The sequence below is a fragment of the Deltaproteobacteria bacterium genome (genome assembly GCA_013151235.1).
Lineage (GTDB): Bacteria > CG2-30-53-67 > CG2-30-53-67 > CG2-30-53-67 > CG2-30-53-67 > JAADIO01.
In genome coordinates this window covers 1-17,904 of record JAADIO010000016.1, presented here as the reverse complement: position 1 = coordinate 17,904, position 17,904 = coordinate 1, and the positions used below count along the sequence as shown (strand labels likewise).

Sequence of the window (17,904 nt, the reverse complement as noted above, 5' to 3'; positions counted from 1 at the left end):
CTTTTTTCCGCATGGCGGTACTTTTGCAGCGCTCGAATCCTCAGCGTATTACATATCTACGCTTCCGAGTCTGCGTTCCCCGCGTCTTGCCCTGCGAAAGAAGCTGGGCAACCTGAGCAGTGACGGGCTGAACTTCACCGCAGATCCCCGGTCTGCACATTTCTATGAGCGAGAATCTCAAGTCCTTATCTTAAGTTCACAAATGGGAGAAGAACCGGATAATAAATGACCACTCGCCAACAGGAAAAAATTCTGATCCTCGATTTCGGATCCCAGTATACTCAGCTTATCGCCCGGCGAATCCGGGAACTGCATGTTTACTCCGAGATCCGCCCCTGCAACGAATCCCTTAAAGAAATCAAGGCCTTTGCTCCTTCCGGCCTGATCCTCTCCGGCGGGCCTTCCAGTGTCCTGGAAGAGTCGGCTCCTCTCCCTGATAGGGGGATCTTCGAGATGGGGATCCCGGTCCTCGGGATCTGCTACGGCATGCAGCTCATGACGCATCAGCTCGGGGGAGAGGTTACGCCCTCCGCCCGCCGGGAATATGGCGCCGCAACGGTTCGGCAGGAAGGAGGAGGGGATCTCTTTGCAGGGTTGGAGGAAAGCCTTCGTGTCTGGATGAGTCACGGAGACCGGATTGATTCCCCCCCTGCCGGATTTGTAGCAATTGCCGAAAGCAATAATTCGCCTGTGGCGGCAATGGCCGATGACTCACGCAGATTCTATGCTCTTCAGTTCCACCCCGAGGTGGTCCATACTCCCGGCGGGGTAGAGATCCTGAAGAATTTCGTCTACCGAATTTGCGGTTGCAGACCAAGCTGGACGATGCATTCCTTCGTGGAACAGAGCATTGCCGAGATTCGGGAGCGGGTCGGAGGTGGCCGTGTTCTCTGCGCCCTTTCCGGCGGCGTCGACTCCTCCGTGGCGGCGGTACTGATCCACAAAGCGATCGGCGACCGGCTAACCTGCATCTATGTTGACAACGGCCTCATGCGTCTCGGCGAATCGGAAAAGGTGGTGAAGACCTTCCGGGACGAGTTTCACATCAACCTGCAGGCTGTTGATGCCTCGAAACGATTTCTCGAAAAACTCTCCGGTGTGACCGATCCGGAGAAGAAGCGGAAGATTATCGGCAACGAGTTTATTCAGATATTCGAGGAAGAGGCCGCCAAAATCGGGCAGGTTGATTTCCTGGCGCAGGGGACACTCTATCCTGATGTGATTGAGAGCATCTCCTTCAAGGGGCCGTCTGCAACGATAAAAAGCCACCACAATGTGGGCGGGCTTCCGGAACGGATGAAACTGAAACTTGTCGAACCCTTCCGGGAACTCTTCAAGGACGAGGTTCGTCTTGTCGGAGTGGAACTCTCCCTCCCGTCGGACATCATCTACCGCCAGCCATTCCCCGGTCCGGGGTTGGCAATCCGGATTTTGGGGGAGATCACAGCGGAACGTCTCTCCATCCTCCGCCGGGCGGATGCGATTGTGATCGAAGAGATCAAGGGGGCCGGTCTCTACCGGGAGATATGGCAGTCCTTTGCCGTTCTGCTCCCGATTAAGACGGTCGGTGTTATGGGTGACGAACGAACTTACGATCATGTCATCGCCATTCGTGCCGTGAATAGCAAGGACGGCATGACTGCTGACTGGGTCCAGCTCCCCTACGACCTGCTCTCCCGGATCTCCAACCGGATTATCAACGAGGTCCAGGGCGTCAACCGTGTTACCTACGACATCTCCTCCAAGCCCCCCGGCACCATTGAGTGGGAGTGATTCCGATCCTGGTAGCAGGGACTCTTTCAATTCGAACATCATTTTCTTCTTGATTTTTCCCTCTGAAAGCCTATAATGCAGATTTTAGATGTTCATGAAAGGGCTTGAAAATGAAAGACAAGATCCATCCGAAGTACGAAGAGACGACGATTACCTGTACCTGCGGGAACGTTATTGAAACACGATCCACCCAGAAAGACCTGAAGGTTGAGATCTGCTCCAACTGCCATCCTTTCTATACAGGACAGCAGAAAATCGTCGATACGGAAGGTCGCGTGGAAAAGTTCAAGAAGAAATACGGCTTGAAGTAATATTTTCCGCAACCTGAGGATATCTTTCGTTTCCGGTACCATCCATGATTCCACGGATCCTTCCCGGTCGTTAGCTGCTTTCCTTTTTGAAGATCCATCGTCGGACTCTTCTTTGCAAAGTGTCCGTCCTTCAAGTGCAGGCATAAGCCTTCTTCCTTGCTGCATACACGTTCCTTGTCGGGATTGACTTTTCTCGATAAAATCTCCGACCCGGAAAAGACAACGAATAAGAGTTACGCTATGTTGGAAAAACTCAAAGAAGTGGAAAGCAGATACGATGAGATCACACGAAAAATGAGTGACCCGGAGGTGATTTCCGATCAGAAACAGTTTCAGCCGCTGGCCAAAGAGCATTCAAGGCTTACGGGGATTGTCGAAAAATACCGGGCCTATCGGAAGGTCCTTGATGATCTTGCCGCAGCAAAAGAGGTTCTTGCGGAGTCCGGGGGCGATGCGGAAATGACGGAGATGGCGGAACTCGAGATCGGAGAACTTCAAGGTCGGCAGGAAACGCTGGAAAAAGAACTGAAACTGCTCCTTCTGCCTAAGGATCCGAATGATGACAAGAATATATTTCTGGAAATTCGCGCCGGAACCGGGGGTGAAGAGGCGGCCCTTTTTGCGGCGGATCTCTTCCGGATGTACAGTCGATATGCGGAAAATGCCGGCTGGCGTGTGGAGATCATGAACAGCAACCCAACGGGCGTCGGAGGTCTGAAAGAGATTATCGCCCTCATCGAGGGGCACGGAGCCTACAGCCGTCTGAAATATGAAAGCGGCGTCCACCGGGTACAGCGGATTCCCGTCACCGAGACGGGCGGCCGCATCCATACCTCGGCCGTCACCGTTGCGGTCCTGCCCGAAGCGGAAGAGGTAGAGGTGGAAATCAATTCCAGCGACTTGAAGATCGACGTCTTCCGCTCCTCCGGACCCGGGGGCCAGAGCGTAAATACAACCGATTCCGCCGTCCGGGTGACCCATCTCCCCTCGGGGTTAGTGGTGATCTGCCAGGACGAGAAATCCCAGTTGAAGAACAAGGCCAAGGCGCTGAAAGTCCTCCGGGCACGGCTCTTGGACCGGCTTCAGGCGGAGCAGGAGGATGAAATCGCCCGGAACCGTAAGTCTCAGGTGGGAAGCGGGGACAGGAGTGAACGGATCCGTACCTACAACTTTCCCCAGAACCGGGTGACCGATCATCGGATCGGGCTGACCCTGCACAAGCTGGAGGCGATCCTGGAAGGGGGGCTTGATGAAATGATCGATGTCTTGACGACAACCATGGAAGCGGAGGCTTTGAAAGAGGCCTGATCAGGGAAGGAATATATCGATGCCGGCCGCTGTGCGAAGTAGTCAGGTGCTGCTCTGTGATCTTCTCTCCCGGGGAGCATCCTATCTCCGCAATCTCGGGGTACCGAACCCGCATCATGATGCTGAAGAACTGCTTGCCTTTGTCCTTCGAAGACCCCGGCTCTCCCTCTATCTGGAGGGTCCATCCTTATCGGTTGAAGAAGAGGACCGTTACCGGTCTCTGCTGGAACGCCGCGGGAAACGGGAACCGCTGCAATATATTGAAGGGGAGGTCTCATTCTTCGGCCGATCCTTTACGGTCAATCCGGATGTGCTGATTCCCCGGCCGGAAACGGAGCTCTTCGTCGAAGAGATCTTAAAGCGCACCGATTGCCTTCGCCGGACTATCGATGTCGGCACCGGCAGCGGTTGTATCGCCGTGACCCTCCTCTGTGAAAGACCCGGAGCAACAGTCCTGGCCATCGACCTTGCCGGAGAAGCGCTCCGTGTGGCCTGCACAAATGCGGCACGCCATCGTGTGTCGGACCGGTTCCAGGCACTTCGGGGAAATCTGTTGTCGGCTTTAACGGTCGAATACCGGGCGGATTTGATCGTTGCAAATCTTCCTTATGTTCCCGAGACGACGCGGGAACAGCTTCAGCCGGAGGTCCGAGACTACGAACCTCATGCCGCCCTTTTTGCCGGACCGGACGGACTGTCTCTGATTGAAAGGATGATTCGGGAGGCCGGAACCCTTCTCCGGCCGGGGGGGCGATTGGCCCTGGAAATCGGTGAGGGGCAGGGGGCGAAGGTACGGGATCTGCTGAAAAATGCCGGCGGGTTCCATACGATTGAAGTCGTCCAAGATCTTGCCGGATGGGAACGGATGGCCTTTGCCGTCCGTGGAGGTTGAAAGCGGATGGGTCATCCCTATTTCCAGAAGATCTTTGCCTCTCCCCGCACCTGGCTGCCTCAGGCCGTTCTGGGAACCACGTTCTTTTTCTCCGCCTTCCTGGTGGTGGAGATCTCGCCGGCCTTCTTTTTCCTGGCCATCCTTCCGATGATCCTCTCCCCTATTTTTCTCGTTCTCACCACCTGGCGCTACGGCAATCCCCTGGGGGTGGCTGTTGCGGCCCTGAGTGCCGGCTTCATTCTTCTTCTCTTTAATCTTCCGGTCCTGCTGATCTTCGTGACGCAGTTTGCCGTGGTCGGTATTCTGCTGGGCGACGGACTACGGAAAAAAATCCCTGCCATGGGACTGCTCTACTCAACCTCCCTGGTCTCTACCCTTCTGATCATTGCCGCCGGGGCCGTTTACCTCTCCTATTCCGGGATGGATTTTTCCGCCCTTCTCGCCAAAGGGAGCGAATCCCTGCGGCTGGCCGCGCAGGAGAATGCCCGTCGGTTTCAACTCACACCGGAGCAGAAGATGCAGTATGAACAGGGGCTGAAGGGGATGATCGCCTTCGTGAAGGTCGCCTATCCGGCCCTGATCTTCATGAATGCTTTCTCCATCGTCTGCCTGAACCTGCTGGTCCCCCTGCACCTGGCGGGGTACCTCGGACTCGATCGCTCCCATGTCCCCCCCCTGGAGGAACTGACGATTCCCTTCGGCTGGGTCTGGGGACTTATCCTCTCGGGGATGCTCTATCTTCTGAAGATCCCGTACCTGAAATGGGTGGGGCTCAACATCGCCCTTATCTTCCTGCTGGCCTACCTGATCCAGGGATACGGGATCCTCACCTTCTTTCTCCAGCGGACCCGCCTGCCGAGAATCGTCAAGGGTGTAATCTATATCATTTTTCTTCTGCAGCCAACCCTGATCCTTCTTCTCTGTGGTGCCGGACTCTTCGAAACCTGGTTCCATTTCCGGCAGCGGGCGGCGGCAAAAGAGAAATGATGTACACCTATCGGAAAACTCACCGCTACTTCGCTCAGATCGCCGATGGTCTGGAAGACGCGGGAAGCCGGGAGATTGCGGCGCTGGGCGCCCGGGAAATCCAACCGGCCTACCGGGGGATCTATTTCAAGGCGGATACAGCCGATCTTTTCCGGATCAACTACGGCGCACGCATAATCACCCGGATCCTGGCGCCCCTTCTCACCTTCGACTGTCACAGCCCGAAGTATCTTCGCAAGACGGCCGGGTCGATCCGATGGTCCGATTTCCTCTCCCCCGATGAGACCTTTGCCGTCTTTGCAAATGTCTCGGACAGCCGTATCCGTCACTCCCGGTATGCAGCCCTCTGTTTGAAGGACGCAATTGCCGATTTTTTCCGGGAGACCTGCGGCAGACGGCCCGATGTCGAGACCAAAACTCCGGACGTCTGGTTCAGCCTGCACATCCACCGGAACCGGGCGACGATCAGCCTCGACACCTCCGGCGGATCTCTTCACCGTCGGGGTTACCGGAAGGCCTCGGTGGAGGCGCCCATGCAGGAGACGGTGGCGGCGGCGATCATCCGGATGTCGGGCTGGGAGGGAGAGCGGGCGCTTTACGATCCCATGTGCGGTTCCGGGACCCTGATCACCGAGGCCTTGATGGCCTACTGCCGGATTCCGGCCGGTTTTCTGCGAAAGCACTTCGGTTTTGCGTCCCTCCCCGAGTTCGAGACGGCCGCATGGGGAAAAATAAAGGCGGAGATGGACAGGAAAATTCGGCCCTTGCCGCCGGGGTTGATCTTTGCCGGGGACCGTTCAAAACAGGCCGTTGCGGCGACACGAAAGAACCTGGTGACGCTCCCCGGCCATGAAGGGGTCGATCTTCGCTGTCGTGATTTTCGCAAGATCGAAGAGATCCGGAACGCTGTCCTCGTCTGCAATCCTCCTTACGGCATCCGCCTCGGGAAGGAATCAGACCTGGGAAATTTTTACAAAGAGTTCGGGGATTTTCTGAAGCAGCGCTGCCGGGGCACCAGCGCCTATCTCTACTTCGGCAACCGGGAAATGATCAAGAAAATCGGGCTCAAGCCTTCCTGGAAGAAACCGCTGAAGAACGGCGGACTGGAAGGGCGACTGGTCAAATATGAGATGTATTGAGAGATGTTGTTCCCCATCTGGAAAATCGGGGGAAGTCCGGTCGTTTTTCCTCTTGACCATGATACCGATTCAATGCATATTTATGCATTATGAAAACAACCTTGTTCCGTGATCTATTGATTGCTCTTCTCTTCATGATCGCTGCAACCGGCTGCAAAACCGATGCACGCCTCTACCGGATGTCGGTCACTCCCGCTCCGGAGCCGGCCTCACATCTTGATCCCTCCGGGAAGGCCGTCACCTTCGAAGGCCACGGAATATGGGGAGCGTTGATGCCTCTTCCCTTTGCGACTCTTGATGTTCCTTCGGACATTGACCGCCGGTGGAATTTCGACAACCCCTTTGCCGGGCTCTACCCGAAACACAAGGAACCGATTGCCTTCTACCTCATCATGGAAAATCGCTCAAACGGTGCAATCAGTTTCAACCCCTCGGCCGCATTTTCCCTCATGCTTGAGGGGTGGCCTCTCTTTCAGCTTGAATATGATGATTTCTATCAAGCCCTTTACGGCACTCCGGGAAGCGAACATCGGCTGGATGGAATGGAAAAGATGCTGTTACGAAGCTATATCACCCTGCAGCCGGGAGAACATATTCGAGGGCTCCTTCTCTTCAAACGACCTGAACCGGGTGCACGGCAGGCCAAGGAACTGACCTTCCGGATCCGACGGATCTTCGCCGGGAAGGAAGATGTGGATTTTCTCCTCCCCTTTTGCATCACCATGGAAAAGATCCCCCACTCCACCCCCTGAGAACCCCCTGCGGTTCATAAAACCCGGTCGGCTCTGCACAGGGCCTCCACGGTTGTCGGCCTTCCCCCTTTTTTACTCAGAGATCTCTTGATTTTTCGGGTGGGATTATTGTAGTCTCAACAAAGCTTCCTTAACAACCCTGAATTCTGCAAGGAGAACGATTCATGAAAAATCGTATGATTGCACTTTTCGTCGCGCTGATGCTTGTTGTCACCCTTCTCCCCCTGCGCCCGGCCGCCGCCGAGGAAGATACCATGCCGATTGTTTTAAGGGACACCGTATACGGTTCGCTGACGGGCGCCTTCCTCGGGGGGCTTCTCCTGCTGACAACCAACAACAAGAGTGGTCACTGGGAGAATGTGGCCTATGGGGGGTTTGTCGGGGCGCTGGCGGGAATTGCCTATGGCGTCTATGATACCTCGCGGTCCCTGGTGGAGATCGACAAAGACCGGATTACCGTAGGGCTTCCCACATTACAGACGGACGCCGGAAGGTCCGGAAAAGCGGAGAGACCGACGAACCTGCATGCCGACCTGGTCCGCTGGCGTTTTTAGCTTCTTGCTTTCGACTCGGGACGGCACAGTCAAAAGGCCCGGATGCAAGGCGCGAAGATTTTGAGAAGTGAAACGTACTTTGTTGTACGCCGCAGCGAACTCAAAACCTGATAACCTCAAGAGACCTTAATGTGTGGGCCGCCAACGGCGGCAAAAATTAATCTGAAACGGGGCACACCGAAGGCGTAACAAGCAAACGGACCTTTTGACGAAACCGTCAGTCTTCGATGGCAAACCGTGCCAGCTTTCGCTTCGCCGGCACATACTCTCCGACGGGCACAAGTTTCTTGTTGGCCTTTACACAGTCGACGATCAGATTCCAGACCTTCTCGAGAGATGCCGTTTCCTCATCGGTCTCCGGGGTAAATTCCACAAGTGCTTTTTCCACGTTGATCTTCATGGTCTCTCCCTTTCTTCCAACATTTTACGGATTCGGAGCCGGAGGGCGTTGAGCCGGATAAACCCTTCGGCATCCTTCTGGTTGTAAACCTCGTCGGCCTCAAAGGTCGCGAACTCCGGATTGTAGAGGGAGTTCGGCGACTTTCTTCCCTCGACGATGCAGTTTCCTTTGTACAATTTCAGGCGGACCGTGCCGGTCACACCCCGCTGGGATTGTTCGATGGTCTTCAAGAGCATCTCCATTTCCGGTGAAAACCAGAAACCGTTATAGACCAGTTCGGCAAATTTCGGGATCAGGCTGTCCCGCAGGTGCATGACCTCCCGGTCCATGGCAATCGACTCCATGGCGCGGTGGGCGACATGAAGGAGGGTCCCGCCCGGTGTCTCATACACTCCCCGGGCCTTCATCCCGACGAAACGGTTTTCCACCATGTCAAGGCGACCGATGCCGTGCTTTCCCCCCAGACGGTTCGCTTCAGTCAGCAGTTCCGCCGGCGACAGGTTCCGGCCATTGAGCGCCGTCGGAATCCCGTTTTCAAAATCGATGATAATCTTTTCCGCCTCGTCGGGGGCGGTTTCCGGGGCAACGGTCAGGACGAACATCTCCTCGGGCGGCGGTTCCCAGGGATCCTCTAATACTCCCCCTTCGAAACTGATGTGAAAAAGGTTCCGGTCGGTACTGTAGGGGCGGGCCTTGGTCACCGGCACGGGGATCCCGTGCTTTTCGGCATAGGCGATCAGAGCCTCACGGGAATTGAGGTCCCATTCCCGCCAAGGGGCCACGATCTTGATCTCCGGATTCAAGGCATAGGCGGAGAGCTCAAATCGCACCTGGTCGTTTCCTTTCCCCGTCGCTCCGTGAGCAATGGCGTCCGCCCCTTCGGCCCGGGCGATCTCCACAAGATATTTTGAGATCAACGGCCGGGCCAGGGAGGTCCCCATGAGATAGAGCCCTTCATAGACGGCATCGGCCTGCAGGGCCGGAAAGACATAATCCCGGACGAACTCCTCCCGAAGATCGGAGATCACGGCTTTGACGGCCCCCGTCTTTTTCGCCTTCTCCTCGATCCCGTCTAATTCCTCCTCCTGACCGAGGTCGGCCGTGAAGGTTACCACGTCACACCGGTAGGTCTCCCGGATCCACCGGACGATCACGGAGGTATCCAATCCTCCGGAATAGGCGACGACCACCTTTCGGATCTTTTCACTCATCCTGATTGTTCTCCCATCAAAAGTTCCATGACCGCCTTCTGGGTATGTAACCGGTTTTCCGCCTCATCCACGACAATGGAGTGGGACCCGTCGATTACATCCGCGGCCACCTCTTCACCGCGATGGGCGGGCAGACAGTGCATGAAAAGATAGGTCGGATCGGCATGTTCCGCAAGTTTCCGATTCACCTGATAGCCGGCAAAATCCCGTAACCGCTTTTCGTACTCCTCTTCCTGTCCCATGCTGGCCCAGACATCGGTAATAATTACCTGTGCATCGGTGACGGCCTCCACCGGGTCGTGGGTGACAACAATGCGGGAACCCGAGGCGCGGGCGTCCTCCCGTGCTTCCGACAGAACGCCGTCATCCGGTGCGTATCCCTCAGGACAGCCGATGGAGATCGCGAGGCCCAGTTTCGCCGCGGCATAAAGCCAGGAATTCGCCATGTTGTTCCCATCCCCCACATAGGCCACTTTCAAGCCCTCAAAAGATCCGAACCGTTCCTGGACGGTGAAGAGGTCGGCCAGGACCTGGCACGGGTGAAGCAGATCGGTCAGCCCGTTGATCACCGGGATGTCCGCCACGGCCGCAAGTTCCTCCACATCGGACTGCCGGTAGGTCCGGATCATGATCCCGTCGATGTAGCGGGAGAGGACCTGGGCCGTATCGGCGATGGTCTCCCCCCGCCCGAGCTGGATATCGCGATTGCTCAGGAAAAGGGCATAACCGCCCAACTGGTAGATTCCCACCTCAAAGGAGACCCGGGTTCGGGTGGAGGACTTATCGAAGATCATCCCCAGACATTTCCCCTGAAGGGGCTGATAGGAGACTCCTTCATTCCGCTTCCGTTTCAGGTCGGAGGAACGCTCCAGGATAAGTTCGATTTCCTCACGGCTCAAATCATGAATGGAAAGTAGATCTTTTTTCATTCGATACCCCCTGTCTTTCCGCAATCGGCATACCCATCACACAGTTGGAATTCTCACGGCAGGACCTGATCCAATAGCGCAATCAAGGCGTCGATTTCTTCATGAGAAACGATGAGAGGCGGCAAAAAACGGAGGACATTTCCCATTGTACAATTAATCAGGAATCCCCGTTCCAGACACTCCCGGGCGATCGCCACCCCATCGAGTTCCAGCTCCACCCCGATCATGAGGCCCAGAGCCCGAATCTCCCGGATCACGGTGTGGCGACGCTTCAGATCCTCCAGACAGGCTACAAAGTAACCGGACCGGGCGTTGACGGTATCGAGAAACCCGGGAGAGAGCAGCGTCTTCATCACGGCTGCACCGGCCGCACAGGACAAGGGATTCCCGCCGAAGGTCGAGGCGTGGGTTCCGGGGACGAAACTCCCGGCAACTTCGTCCGTTGCCAGCATCGCTCCGATGGGGACGCCGCCGCCCAGGGCCTTGGCCAGGGTCATGATGTCGGGGGCGGAATCGAAATGTTCGTATGCGAACAACTTGCCCGTCCGTCCCATGCCGCACTGTACCTCATCGAAGATGAGCAGCGCTCCCCGGTCGCGGCAGAGCTTTTTCAGGGCCGGCAGATATCCTTCCGCCGCAATATGGATTCCCCCCTCTCCCTGGACCGGCTCCACCAGGACGGCACAGGTTTTCTCCGTTACAACCGCTTCGACAGCGGAAATATCATTAAAGGAAACATAGTGAAAACCCGGCACCAGCGGTTCAAATCCTTGATGAAACTTCTTCTGCCCGGTCGCCGTCACCGTCGCCAGGGTTCGTCCGTGGAAGGACTGGATCATGGAGACAATCTCACACCGGTCGGGCTCCCCCCGGTCTTTGGCATGTTTTCGGGCCAGCTTGATCGCCGCTTCATTCGCTTCAGCGCCACTATTGGCGAAAAAAGCCTTGCCCGCGAAGGAGTGATCCACAAGCAGCTTCGCCAGCTCCGCCTGGGGCGCAATGTGGTAGAGATTGGAGACATGGATCAACTGTCCCGCCTGTTCCCGGATCGCCGACACAACGGCCGGGTGGCAATGGCCGAGGCTGTTGACGGCCAGACCGGAGAGAAAATCGATGTATTCCCGGTCATTACTGTCCCAGACGCGGCACCCCTCTCCCCGGACCAGCGTCACCGGGTAACGGCCGTAGGTCTCCATAATATATTTTTCCGTGATTTTCATGACATCATCCCGGACTGAGGCCATCCCGCCTCCTCCTTCATTCGGCAACAATCTCCGTCCCCACACCGCCTTTGGTAAAGACCTCTAAAAGCACGGCGTGCCGGATCCGGCCATCAATAATATGGGTCTTCTTCACGCCTCCGGCAAGGGCCTCAAAACAGGCCTCCACCTTGGGCAGCATCCCCGAGGTAATCACCTTCTCCTGCTTCATCTGCTCCACATTCTTTTTCGTCGCCGTCGGCACCAGCATACCCGAGGCGTCCCGAATCCCTTCCACATCGGTCAGGAGAATCAGTTTTTCCGCGGCCAGGGCGGCGGCCAGGCTCCCGGTAACAAGATCGGCATTGATGTTGTAGGAGTCGCCACCTTCTCCTTCGCCCACCGGGGCAATGACGGGGATGCTGCCCGACGCGGTGATGACATGGAGAATCGACGGATCAATCGATTCTACCTCGCCGACCTTGCCGAGATCGATGATTTCGGGCGCTCCCGTTTCCGGCGAGGGTGTGGTGACCACAAGCTTCTTCGCCCGGATCATCTTCCCGTCTTTCCCGGTGAGGCCCACAGCCGTGCCGCCGTTGTTGTTGATCAGGGAGACAATCTCCTTGTTGACCTTGCCGCCGAGGACCATCTGAACGATATCCATGGTCTCTTCATCGGTCACCCGTTGGCCGTTGACGAAGCGGGGGATCTTTCCCATCCGTTCCATGGTCCGCCCGATCTGGGGGCCGCCTCCATGAACGATCACCGGGTTGATCCCCACCGATTTCATGAGGATGACATCAAGGGCGAAGTTCCGTTTCAGCTCCTCGTCGACCATGGCGTTACCGCCGTATTTGATAACGATGGTCTTCCCTTGAAAATTCCGGATATAGGGAAGCGCCTCAATGAGGACTTCCGCCGTCCGAAGGAGTTTTTCCATTGCCTTTACTCTCTGATGAATAGTCTGTGAGGTTCCACCTGACCCCTTGGATCCTACAGGATGTACTTTGAAAGATCCTCGTCCCCAACGATTTCCTTGAGCCCCTGCTGCACATAGGCTCGGTCGATGACCGCCTCCTTCGGGTCGGTATCGGGGGCGTCAAAAGAGATGTCCGAAAGGAGCCGTTCGATAATGGTATAGAGTCTGCGTGCACCGATATTTTCGGAGCGCTCATTGACCTCCGTCGCCACCTTTGCAATCTCCTCAATGGCATCGTCGGAAAAGGTCAGATCAAACCCTTCCGTTTTGAGCATTGCCCGGTACTGTTTGATGAGTGCGTTTTTCGGCTCCGTCAGGATCCGGATAAATTCCTCTTTGCCGAGGGACTTCAGTTCCACCCGGATCGGAAAGCGCCCCTGCAACTCCGGGATCAGGTCCGACGGTTTTGCCACATGGAAGGCCCCGGCGGAGATAAAGAGAATATGATCGGTTCGGACCATCCCGTACTTGGTCGTTACCGTGGAACCTTCCACGATGGGGAGAATATCCCGCTGTACCCCTTCCCGTGAAACCGAAGGACCGGCGGCACCGCTCCCCTCGCGGCCGGCCACCTTGTCGATCTCGTCGATGAAAACCATCCCCGAATTCTCAACCCGCCGGAGGGCCTCCTCTTTCACCTTTTCCATATCCACGAGACGCTGGGCCTCTTCCTCTTCGAGAATCCGGCGGGCCTCGGCAATGGTGGTCCGGCGCTGCTTCTTCCGCTTAGGGAAAAAATTGCCGAGCATATCCTTGATGTTGAACTCTTCCATTCCGGAACCGGTAAAAATCTCCACCATCGGGGATCCGGCGGACTCGCTCTGCTCGATATCGACCATCCGGCTGTCGAGCTTGCCTGCCCGCAATTTCTCCCGCAGTTTCTCCCGGGTCTTTCCCTGCTGCTCCTCTTCGTTCATATCCCCCGTCACCTCGATCCGGCCGTCCGAAGTGGCGCCGGAGCGCTGCAGGGGGGGAAGCAGGAGATCGAGGATTTTTTCCTCCGTGTTCCGGACGGCCTGCTCCCGTACCGTCTCGGCCATCTCCGAGCGGACCATGTTGACGGCGATCTCCGTCAGGTCCCGGATCATCGATTCGACGTCACGTCCCACATAGCCGACCTCGGTATATTTCGAGGCCTCCACCTTGATGAAGGGCGCCTTCGTGAGTGTCGCGAGGCGGCGGGAGATCTCCGTCTTTCCGACACCGGTGGGACCGATCATGATAATGTTCTTGGGGAGGACCTCCTCCCGCAGCTCTTCGGGAAGCTGGAGCCTTCGCCACCGGTCCCGGATGGCGATCGCCACGGCCCGCTTCGCATCCGCCTGCCCGATAATATATTTATCCAACTCGGCAACAATCTGCCTGGGGGTCAATTCCGACATATTTTCTTCACCTTCCTCTGTTTCCTGTCCCCAAGGTTAATGGTGTCACAAGAAGTCTACATATGAGACGGCAAAGTAAAAAGTTGCGGATGCAAGGCGCGAAGGTTTTGATGAGTGAGACGTACTTTTTTGTACGTCGCAATGAAAGCAAAACCTGATAAACGCAGCAGACGAACTTTTTACGAAGCCATCAGAGTTCCTCTACGGTAATCTCTTCATTGGTATAAATACAGATGCCCGCGGCGATGGTCATCCCCTCCTTCACGATCTCCGACACCGTGAGTTCGGTGTGCCGCACCAGGGCCCTCGCCGCCGCCTGGGCGTAAGCACCGCCGGAACCGATGGCCACGATCCCGTCATCGGGCTCCACCACGTCACCGTTGCCGGAGAGGATAAAGGAATGATCCCGGTCGACGGCAATCATCATCGCCTCCAACTTTCGCAGGATACGGTCCGTTCGCCAGTCCTTGGCCAGCTCCACGGCGGAGCGGGTCAGGTTCCCGCTATACTGATCGAGCTTGGCCTCAAACTTTTCAAAAAGGGTAAAGGCATCGGCCGTGGCCCCGGCAAAGCCGACGAGAACCCGGTCCTTGTAGAGCCGCCGGATCTTTTTCGCCCTCTGTTTAAGGATGGTGTTTCCCACGGTCACCTGTCCGTCTCCGGCCAGCGCCACCCGACCGTCCTTTCGGACCGACAAAATCGTTGTTCCTCTCACCTATCCCTCCTGTAACAGAAAATCCCGGCTCCAGATTGTGGGCCGGGGAAATCTTTCCGGAAATAAATATTCTTTCAGATTTTCCGGCAAATGTCAATGTGCGTCGCGCCAGTTTTTCCCCACCCCCAGATCGACCCGCAGCGGCACCTTCAGGTTAACCACCCCCTCCATCCCCTCCCGTAGCATGGTTCCGGCCCGATCCAGTTCGTTTTCGGGAACCTCGAGAATCAGTTCATCATGGATCTGGAGGATCATTCTTGCCTGCATCTTCTCCCGCCGGAGGGTTTCATCGATCCGGATCATGGCCACCTTGATGATGTCGGCGGCACTCCCCTGGATCGGCGTATTGATCGCCGTCCGTTCTCCCATGGCGATACGGTTTTTGTTCGATCCGGCCAGTTCCGGAATGGGCCGGCGGCGGTTCATGAGAGTGGTCACGTAACCGGTCTTCCGGGCCTCTTCCAGTAATCGGTCCTGGTAGGCCTTGACACCGGGATAACGGGCAAAATAACTTTCAATATATCGCTCCGCCTCGTAGACAGGGATCTCCAACTGCCGGGAAAGTCCGTACCGCCCCATACCGTAGATGATCCCGAAGTTGACCGTCTTGGCATCCCGGCGCATCTCTTCCGTTACGCGTTCCGGCGGAAGGTCAAAGATCTCCGCCGCCGTCCTTGTATGGATATCCTCGTTCTTTTGAAAGGCGTCGATCAGGGTCGGATCTCCCGAGAGATGGGCCAGGATCCGAAGCTCCACCTGCGAGTAGTCGGCGGAGACGAGCATATGCCCCGGCTCTGCGACAAAGGCCTCCCGGATCTTTTTCCCGAGCGGGGTCCGGATCGGGATGTTCTGAAGATTCGGATCTGAGCTGGAAAGCCGCCCGGTAGCCGTCACCGTCTGGTTGAAGGAGGTATGGACCCGGCCCGTTTCGGGATGAATCAGCCTGGGCAGTGCATCGATATAGGTCGATTTCAACTTGGCCAGGGATCGGTACTCCAGGATCTCTCGGGGCAGTTCATGTTCCCCGGCAAGCTGTTGCAGGACCTCCATGTTGGTCGAATACCCGGTCTTGGTTTTCTTGATCGGTTTGATCCCTTGTTTTTCGAAGAGAATCCGGGCAAGCTGCTGTGTGGAGTTGATGTTGAACTCCTCACCGGCCAAATCATAGATCTTCGTAATCAGGCGGTCGAGATCCGTTCGGATCTCACCGGACATGGAGGCCAAAAAATCGGCGTCCACCTTCACCCCGGCCCGCTCCATCCTTGCCAGGACGGGAATCAGCGGCATTTCGATCTCGTGAAAGAGGGTTTCAAGATTGTTCTCGGAAAGCATCGGCTCCAGCCGCTGATAAAGGGTGTAGGTGATCTCGGCGTCCTCCGCGGCATAGTCCGTCGCCTGCTCGACCGGGACCTCGGCAAAACCGATCGCCTTCTTTCCCGTACCGGTCACTTCTTTATAGGTAATCATCTTGTGATTAAGATAGGTCAGGGCGAGATCGTTCAGATTGTGCGTCGTCCGGGAGGGGTTGATCAGGTAGGAGGCAACCATGGTGTCGAAATAGATCCCGGAAAGCTCCACCCCGGCATTTGCCAGGACCAGCAGGTCATACTTGATGTTCTGCCCGATCTTCCGGATGGAAGGATCGGTCAGGAGAGGAGCCAGCGTCTCCAGAACCTCCTGCAGGGAAAGTTGTTGTGGTGCGTCAACGGTATGGGCCACCGGAACATAGACCCCCTCATCCTCCTGTACGGAGAATGAGACCCCGACGATCTTCGCCCGCATCGGATCAAGCGCCGTCGTTTCCAGATCAAAGGAGACCTCCTTCTCCTTTCGGATGCGGGCCAGGAAGGTGTCGAGGTCCTTCCGGTCGAGGATCGTCCGGTACTCCTTCTGCTTCCTCTTGCCCCCTCCGGAAAATTCCTGCAGGAGCGTTGTAAATTCCAGCTCGCGAAGGAGGTCCATGAGATCTTCTAATTTCGGTTCGGTATAACGGAAGGCATTGAGGTCAAGATCGACGGGCAGAGCGGTGTCGATGGTGACCAGTTTCCGGCTGATCCGGGCCAATTCCGCATTCTCCCGGATCTTCTCCCCCATCTTCCCCCGGATCGATCCGGCCTCCGCCAGGACTCCCTCCACGTCGTGATATTGTTGAATCAACTTGACCGCCGTTTTCGGCCCGACCCCCGGGATTCCCGGCACATTGTCCGAGGAATCCCCCATGAGGGCCATCACCTCGATCACCCGGGCAGGCTCCACACCGAACTTTTCCTTTACTTCCTCCTCACGGAAGACCTTTTCCTTCATCGTATCGTAGACACGGACCTTCGGGGTGACCAGCTGGAGGAGGTCTTTGTCCCCGGAGACGAGAACCACCTCCAGTCCCTTTTCCTCTCCGATCCGGGCCAGGGTTCCCAGGAGATCATCGGCCTCGACCCCCTCCCGCTCGATGGAAGGGATGGCAAACCCTTCCACCATCCTTTTGATATAAGGGATCTGGGGTTGCAGCTCTTCGGGCATGGTCGGGCGGTTCGCCTTGTACTCGGGATAGAACTCGTGTCGAAAGGTGGGGCCCTTCGCATCAAAGGCAACGGCTACATAGTCGGGCTTCTTCTCGGCAATCACCTTCATCAGCATCCGGGTAAAGCCGTAGACGGCGTTCGTCGGCATTCCCTGCGAATTGGAGAGATTCCGGATGGCGTAGAAAGCGCGGTAGATGTAGGAACTCCCGTCGATCAGGTAGAGGGTTTCAGACTTCGGCATGAACCGGTCTCCGACGTACGGATTATTCACGGGATTGACGGATGATATTGCAGAACATATCGGAACCCTTCCCGATTTTCAAGGAGAAGATTGGAATCTTGAAAAGAGGTAACTGCTCAGGTTGCTTCTATTTCTCCGCAGGACAAGGCGTAAGGAGCGCAAAACCGGAGGCGTATTTTTCATACGTCGAGGATTTGAGCACCGCAATAACGCAGTCATGCGGAAAAAGAGAGGTGACCTGTGTAGTTACGAAAAGAGAAGTATTATTCAAGGGTTCCCGGAGAGATAGGGGAGCTCCGCTTCCGCTGTGTCGGGGCACCAAATAAATGGTTGCAAATTAGAAATTTCAATTCTATAATGCATATATGATTGAGCGGCACTTCACAGGACGTCTGCGTCGGTTGTTGAAAACCTTTCCCATCGTCTGTGTCCTCGGACCGCGGCAATGCGGCAAGACCACCTTCATCAGGTCCGCCCTGACCGGCTGGGAATACCTGGATCTGGAAAAGCCGTCCGATCTGGCGCGGGTTTCCCAGGATCCTCAGGATGCCCTCAACAGATTGCAAAGGCATTTCATCCTCGATGAGGCACAACAATGCCCCGAACTCTT

General features: G+C 56.4%; 17 protein-coding genes. 9 read left to right on the top strand and 8 right to left on the bottom strand.

Annotation, left to right across the window (positions count from 1 at the left end):
- Nucleotides 1–225 precede the first annotated feature (225 nt).
- From guaA to GXP58_02835, 8 genes are all read left to right on the top strand, one after another.
- Nucleotides 226–1,773: a glutamine-hydrolyzing GMP synthase gene (gene guaA, locus GXP58_02870; protein NOY52545.1), complete on the top strand. Its 1,548-nt coding sequence runs from the start codon at nucleotides 226–228 to the stop codon at nucleotides 1,771–1,773.
- A gap of 110 nt (nucleotides 1,774–1,883) precedes the next feature.
- On the top strand, nucleotides 1,884–2,084 hold the full coding sequence (gene rpmE, locus GXP58_02865) for a 50S ribosomal protein L31 (GenBank protein ID NOY52544.1): 201 nt from the start codon (nucleotides 1,884–1,886) through the stop codon (nucleotides 2,082–2,084).
- Nucleotides 2,085–2,324: 240 nt separating this feature from the next.
- Nucleotides 2,325–3,392: a peptide chain release factor 1 gene (prfA, locus tag GXP58_02860; GenBank protein NOY52543.1), complete on the top strand. Its 1,068-nt coding sequence runs from the start codon at nucleotides 2,325–2,327 to the stop codon at nucleotides 3,390–3,392.
- 19 nt (nucleotides 3,393–3,411) lie between these two features.
- On the top strand, nucleotides 3,412–4,284 hold the full coding sequence (gene prmC / locus GXP58_02855; protein NOY52542.1) for a peptide chain release factor N(5)-glutamine methyltransferase: 873 nt from the start codon (nucleotides 3,412–3,414) through the stop codon (nucleotides 4,282–4,284).
- A gap of 6 nt (nucleotides 4,285–4,290) precedes the next feature.
- Nucleotides 4,291–5,271: a DUF2232 domain-containing protein gene (locus GXP58_02850; protein ID NOY52541.1), complete on the top strand. Its 981-nt coding sequence runs from the start codon at nucleotides 4,291–4,293 to the stop codon at nucleotides 5,269–5,271.
- Nucleotides 5,271–6,410, top strand: coding sequence for a class I SAM-dependent RNA methyltransferase (locus tag GXP58_02845; protein NOY52540.1), 1,140 nt, complete (start codon nucleotides 5,271–5,273; stop codon nucleotides 6,408–6,410). Before GXP58_02850 ends, GXP58_02845 begins: the two co-directional genes overlap by 1 nt.
- Before the next feature lie 89 nt (nucleotides 6,411–6,499).
- Nucleotides 6,500–7,162: a hypothetical protein gene (locus GXP58_02840; protein NOY52539.1), complete on the top strand. Its 663-nt coding sequence runs from the start codon at nucleotides 6,500–6,502 to the stop codon at nucleotides 7,160–7,162.
- A 164-nt stretch (nucleotides 7,163–7,326) separates the two neighbouring features.
- Nucleotides 7,327–7,716: a hypothetical protein gene (locus GXP58_02835; GenBank protein NOY52538.1), complete on the top strand. Its 390-nt coding sequence runs from the start codon at nucleotides 7,327–7,329 to the stop codon at nucleotides 7,714–7,716.
- 217 nt (nucleotides 7,717–7,933) lie between these two features.
- Here GXP58_02835 and GXP58_02830 read toward each other — a convergent pair whose 3' ends face one another.
- From GXP58_02830 to polA, 8 genes are all read right to left on the bottom strand, one after another.
- The gene (locus GXP58_02830; protein ID NOY52537.1) at nucleotides 7,934–8,116 is read right to left on the bottom strand and encodes a hypothetical protein; all 183 of its coding nucleotides are present in this window, start codon (nucleotides 8,114–8,116) and stop codon (nucleotides 7,934–7,936) included.
- The gene (locus GXP58_02825; GenBank protein NOY52536.1) at nucleotides 8,113–9,327 is read right to left on the bottom strand and encodes an argininosuccinate synthase; all 1,215 of its coding nucleotides are present in this window, start codon (nucleotides 9,325–9,327) and stop codon (nucleotides 8,113–8,115) included. Before GXP58_02825 ends, GXP58_02830 begins: the two co-directional genes overlap by 4 nt.
- Nucleotides 9,324–10,256 (bottom strand): ornithine carbamoyltransferase, encoded by a 933-nt coding sequence (gene argF / locus GXP58_02820; protein NOY52535.1) that lies wholly within the window; start codon nucleotides 10,254–10,256, stop codon nucleotides 9,324–9,326. The genes GXP58_02825 and argF overlap by 4 nt, the downstream gene beginning before the upstream one ends.
- A gap of 53 nt (nucleotides 10,257–10,309) precedes the next feature.
- Nucleotides 10,310–11,500, bottom strand: coding sequence for an aspartate aminotransferase family protein (locus tag GXP58_02815; GenBank protein ID NOY52534.1), 1,191 nt, complete (start codon nucleotides 11,498–11,500; stop codon nucleotides 10,310–10,312).
- A 13-nt stretch (nucleotides 11,501–11,513) separates the two neighbouring features.
- A complete protein-coding gene (gene argB / locus GXP58_02810; protein ID NOY52533.1) occupies nucleotides 11,514–12,398 on the bottom strand; it encodes an acetylglutamate kinase in 885 nt (294 codons plus the stop codon).
- Between the two features lie 53 nt (nucleotides 12,399–12,451).
- Nucleotides 12,452–13,819 (bottom strand): ATP-dependent protease ATPase subunit HslU, encoded by a 1,368-nt coding sequence (gene hslU, locus GXP58_02805; GenBank protein ID NOY52532.1) that lies wholly within the window; start codon nucleotides 13,817–13,819, stop codon nucleotides 12,452–12,454.
- 190 nt (nucleotides 13,820–14,009) lie between these two features.
- Nucleotides 14,010–14,534, bottom strand: a complete 525-nt coding sequence (hslV, locus tag GXP58_02800; protein ID NOY52531.1) for an ATP-dependent protease subunit HslV — start codon at nucleotides 14,532–14,534, stop codon at nucleotides 14,010–14,012.
- Between the two features lie 93 nt (nucleotides 14,535–14,627).
- Complete coding sequence (gene polA / locus GXP58_02795; GenBank protein NOY52530.1) at nucleotides 14,628–17,294, bottom strand: DNA polymerase I; 2,667 nt, start codon at nucleotides 17,292–17,294, stop codon at nucleotides 14,628–14,630.
- 401 nt (nucleotides 17,295–17,695) lie between these two features.
- Between polA and GXP58_02790 the strand changes: the two genes are divergently transcribed.
- On the top strand, nucleotides 17,696–17,904 hold a 209-nt coding region (locus GXP58_02790), incomplete at its 3' end, for an AAA family ATPase (protein NOY52529.1).

Bases quoted from the DNA above. Each gene is read 5' to 3' on its own strand.
- guaA (NOY52545.1), top strand. From the start codon at position 226: ATGACCACTCGCCAACAGGAAAAAATTCTGATCCTCGATTTCGGATCC.
- hslU (NOY52532.1), bottom strand. From the start codon at position 13,819: ATGTCGGAATTGACCCCCAGGCAGATTGTTGCCGAGTTGGATAAATAT.
- GXP58_02845 (NOY52540.1), top strand. From the start codon at position 5,271: ATGTACACCTATCGGAAAACTCACCGCTACTTCGCTCAGATCGCCGAT.
- rpmE (NOY52544.1), top strand. From the start codon at position 1,884: ATGAAAGACAAGATCCATCCGAAGTACGAAGAGACGACGATTACCTGT.
- argB (NOY52533.1), bottom strand. From the start codon at position 12,398: ATGGAAAAACTCCTTCGGACGGCGGAAGTCCTCATTGAGGCGCTTCCC.
- prfA (NOY52543.1), top strand. From the start codon at position 2,325: ATGTTGGAAAAACTCAAAGAAGTGGAAAGCAGATACGATGAGATCACA.
- GXP58_02815 (NOY52534.1), bottom strand. From the start codon at position 11,500: ATGGCCTCAGTCCGGGATGATGTCATGAAAATCACGGAAAAATATATT.
- GXP58_02835 (NOY52538.1), top strand. From the start codon at position 7,327: ATGAAAAATCGTATGATTGCACTTTTCGTCGCGCTGATGCTTGTTGTC.
- GXP58_02830 (NOY52537.1), bottom strand. From the start codon at position 8,116: ATGAAGATCAACGTGGAAAAAGCACTTGTGGAATTTACCCCGGAGACC.
- GXP58_02825 (NOY52536.1), bottom strand. From the start codon at position 9,327: ATGAGTGAAAAGATCCGAAAGGTGGTCGTCGCCTATTCCGGAGGATTG.
- argF (NOY52535.1), bottom strand. From the start codon at position 10,256: ATGAAAAAAGATCTACTTTCCATTCATGATTTGAGCCGTGAGGAAATC.
- prmC (NOY52542.1), top strand. From the start codon at position 3,412: ATGCCGGCCGCTGTGCGAAGTAGTCAGGTGCTGCTCTGTGATCTTCTC.
- GXP58_02840 (NOY52539.1), top strand. From the start codon at position 6,500: ATGAAAACAACCTTGTTCCGTGATCTATTGATTGCTCTTCTCTTCATG.
- GXP58_02850 (NOY52541.1), top strand. From the start codon at position 4,291: ATGGGTCATCCCTATTTCCAGAAGATCTTTGCCTCTCCCCGCACCTGG.
- polA (NOY52530.1), bottom strand. From the start codon at position 17,294: ATGCCGAAGTCTGAAACCCTCTACCTGATCGACGGGAGTTCCTACATC.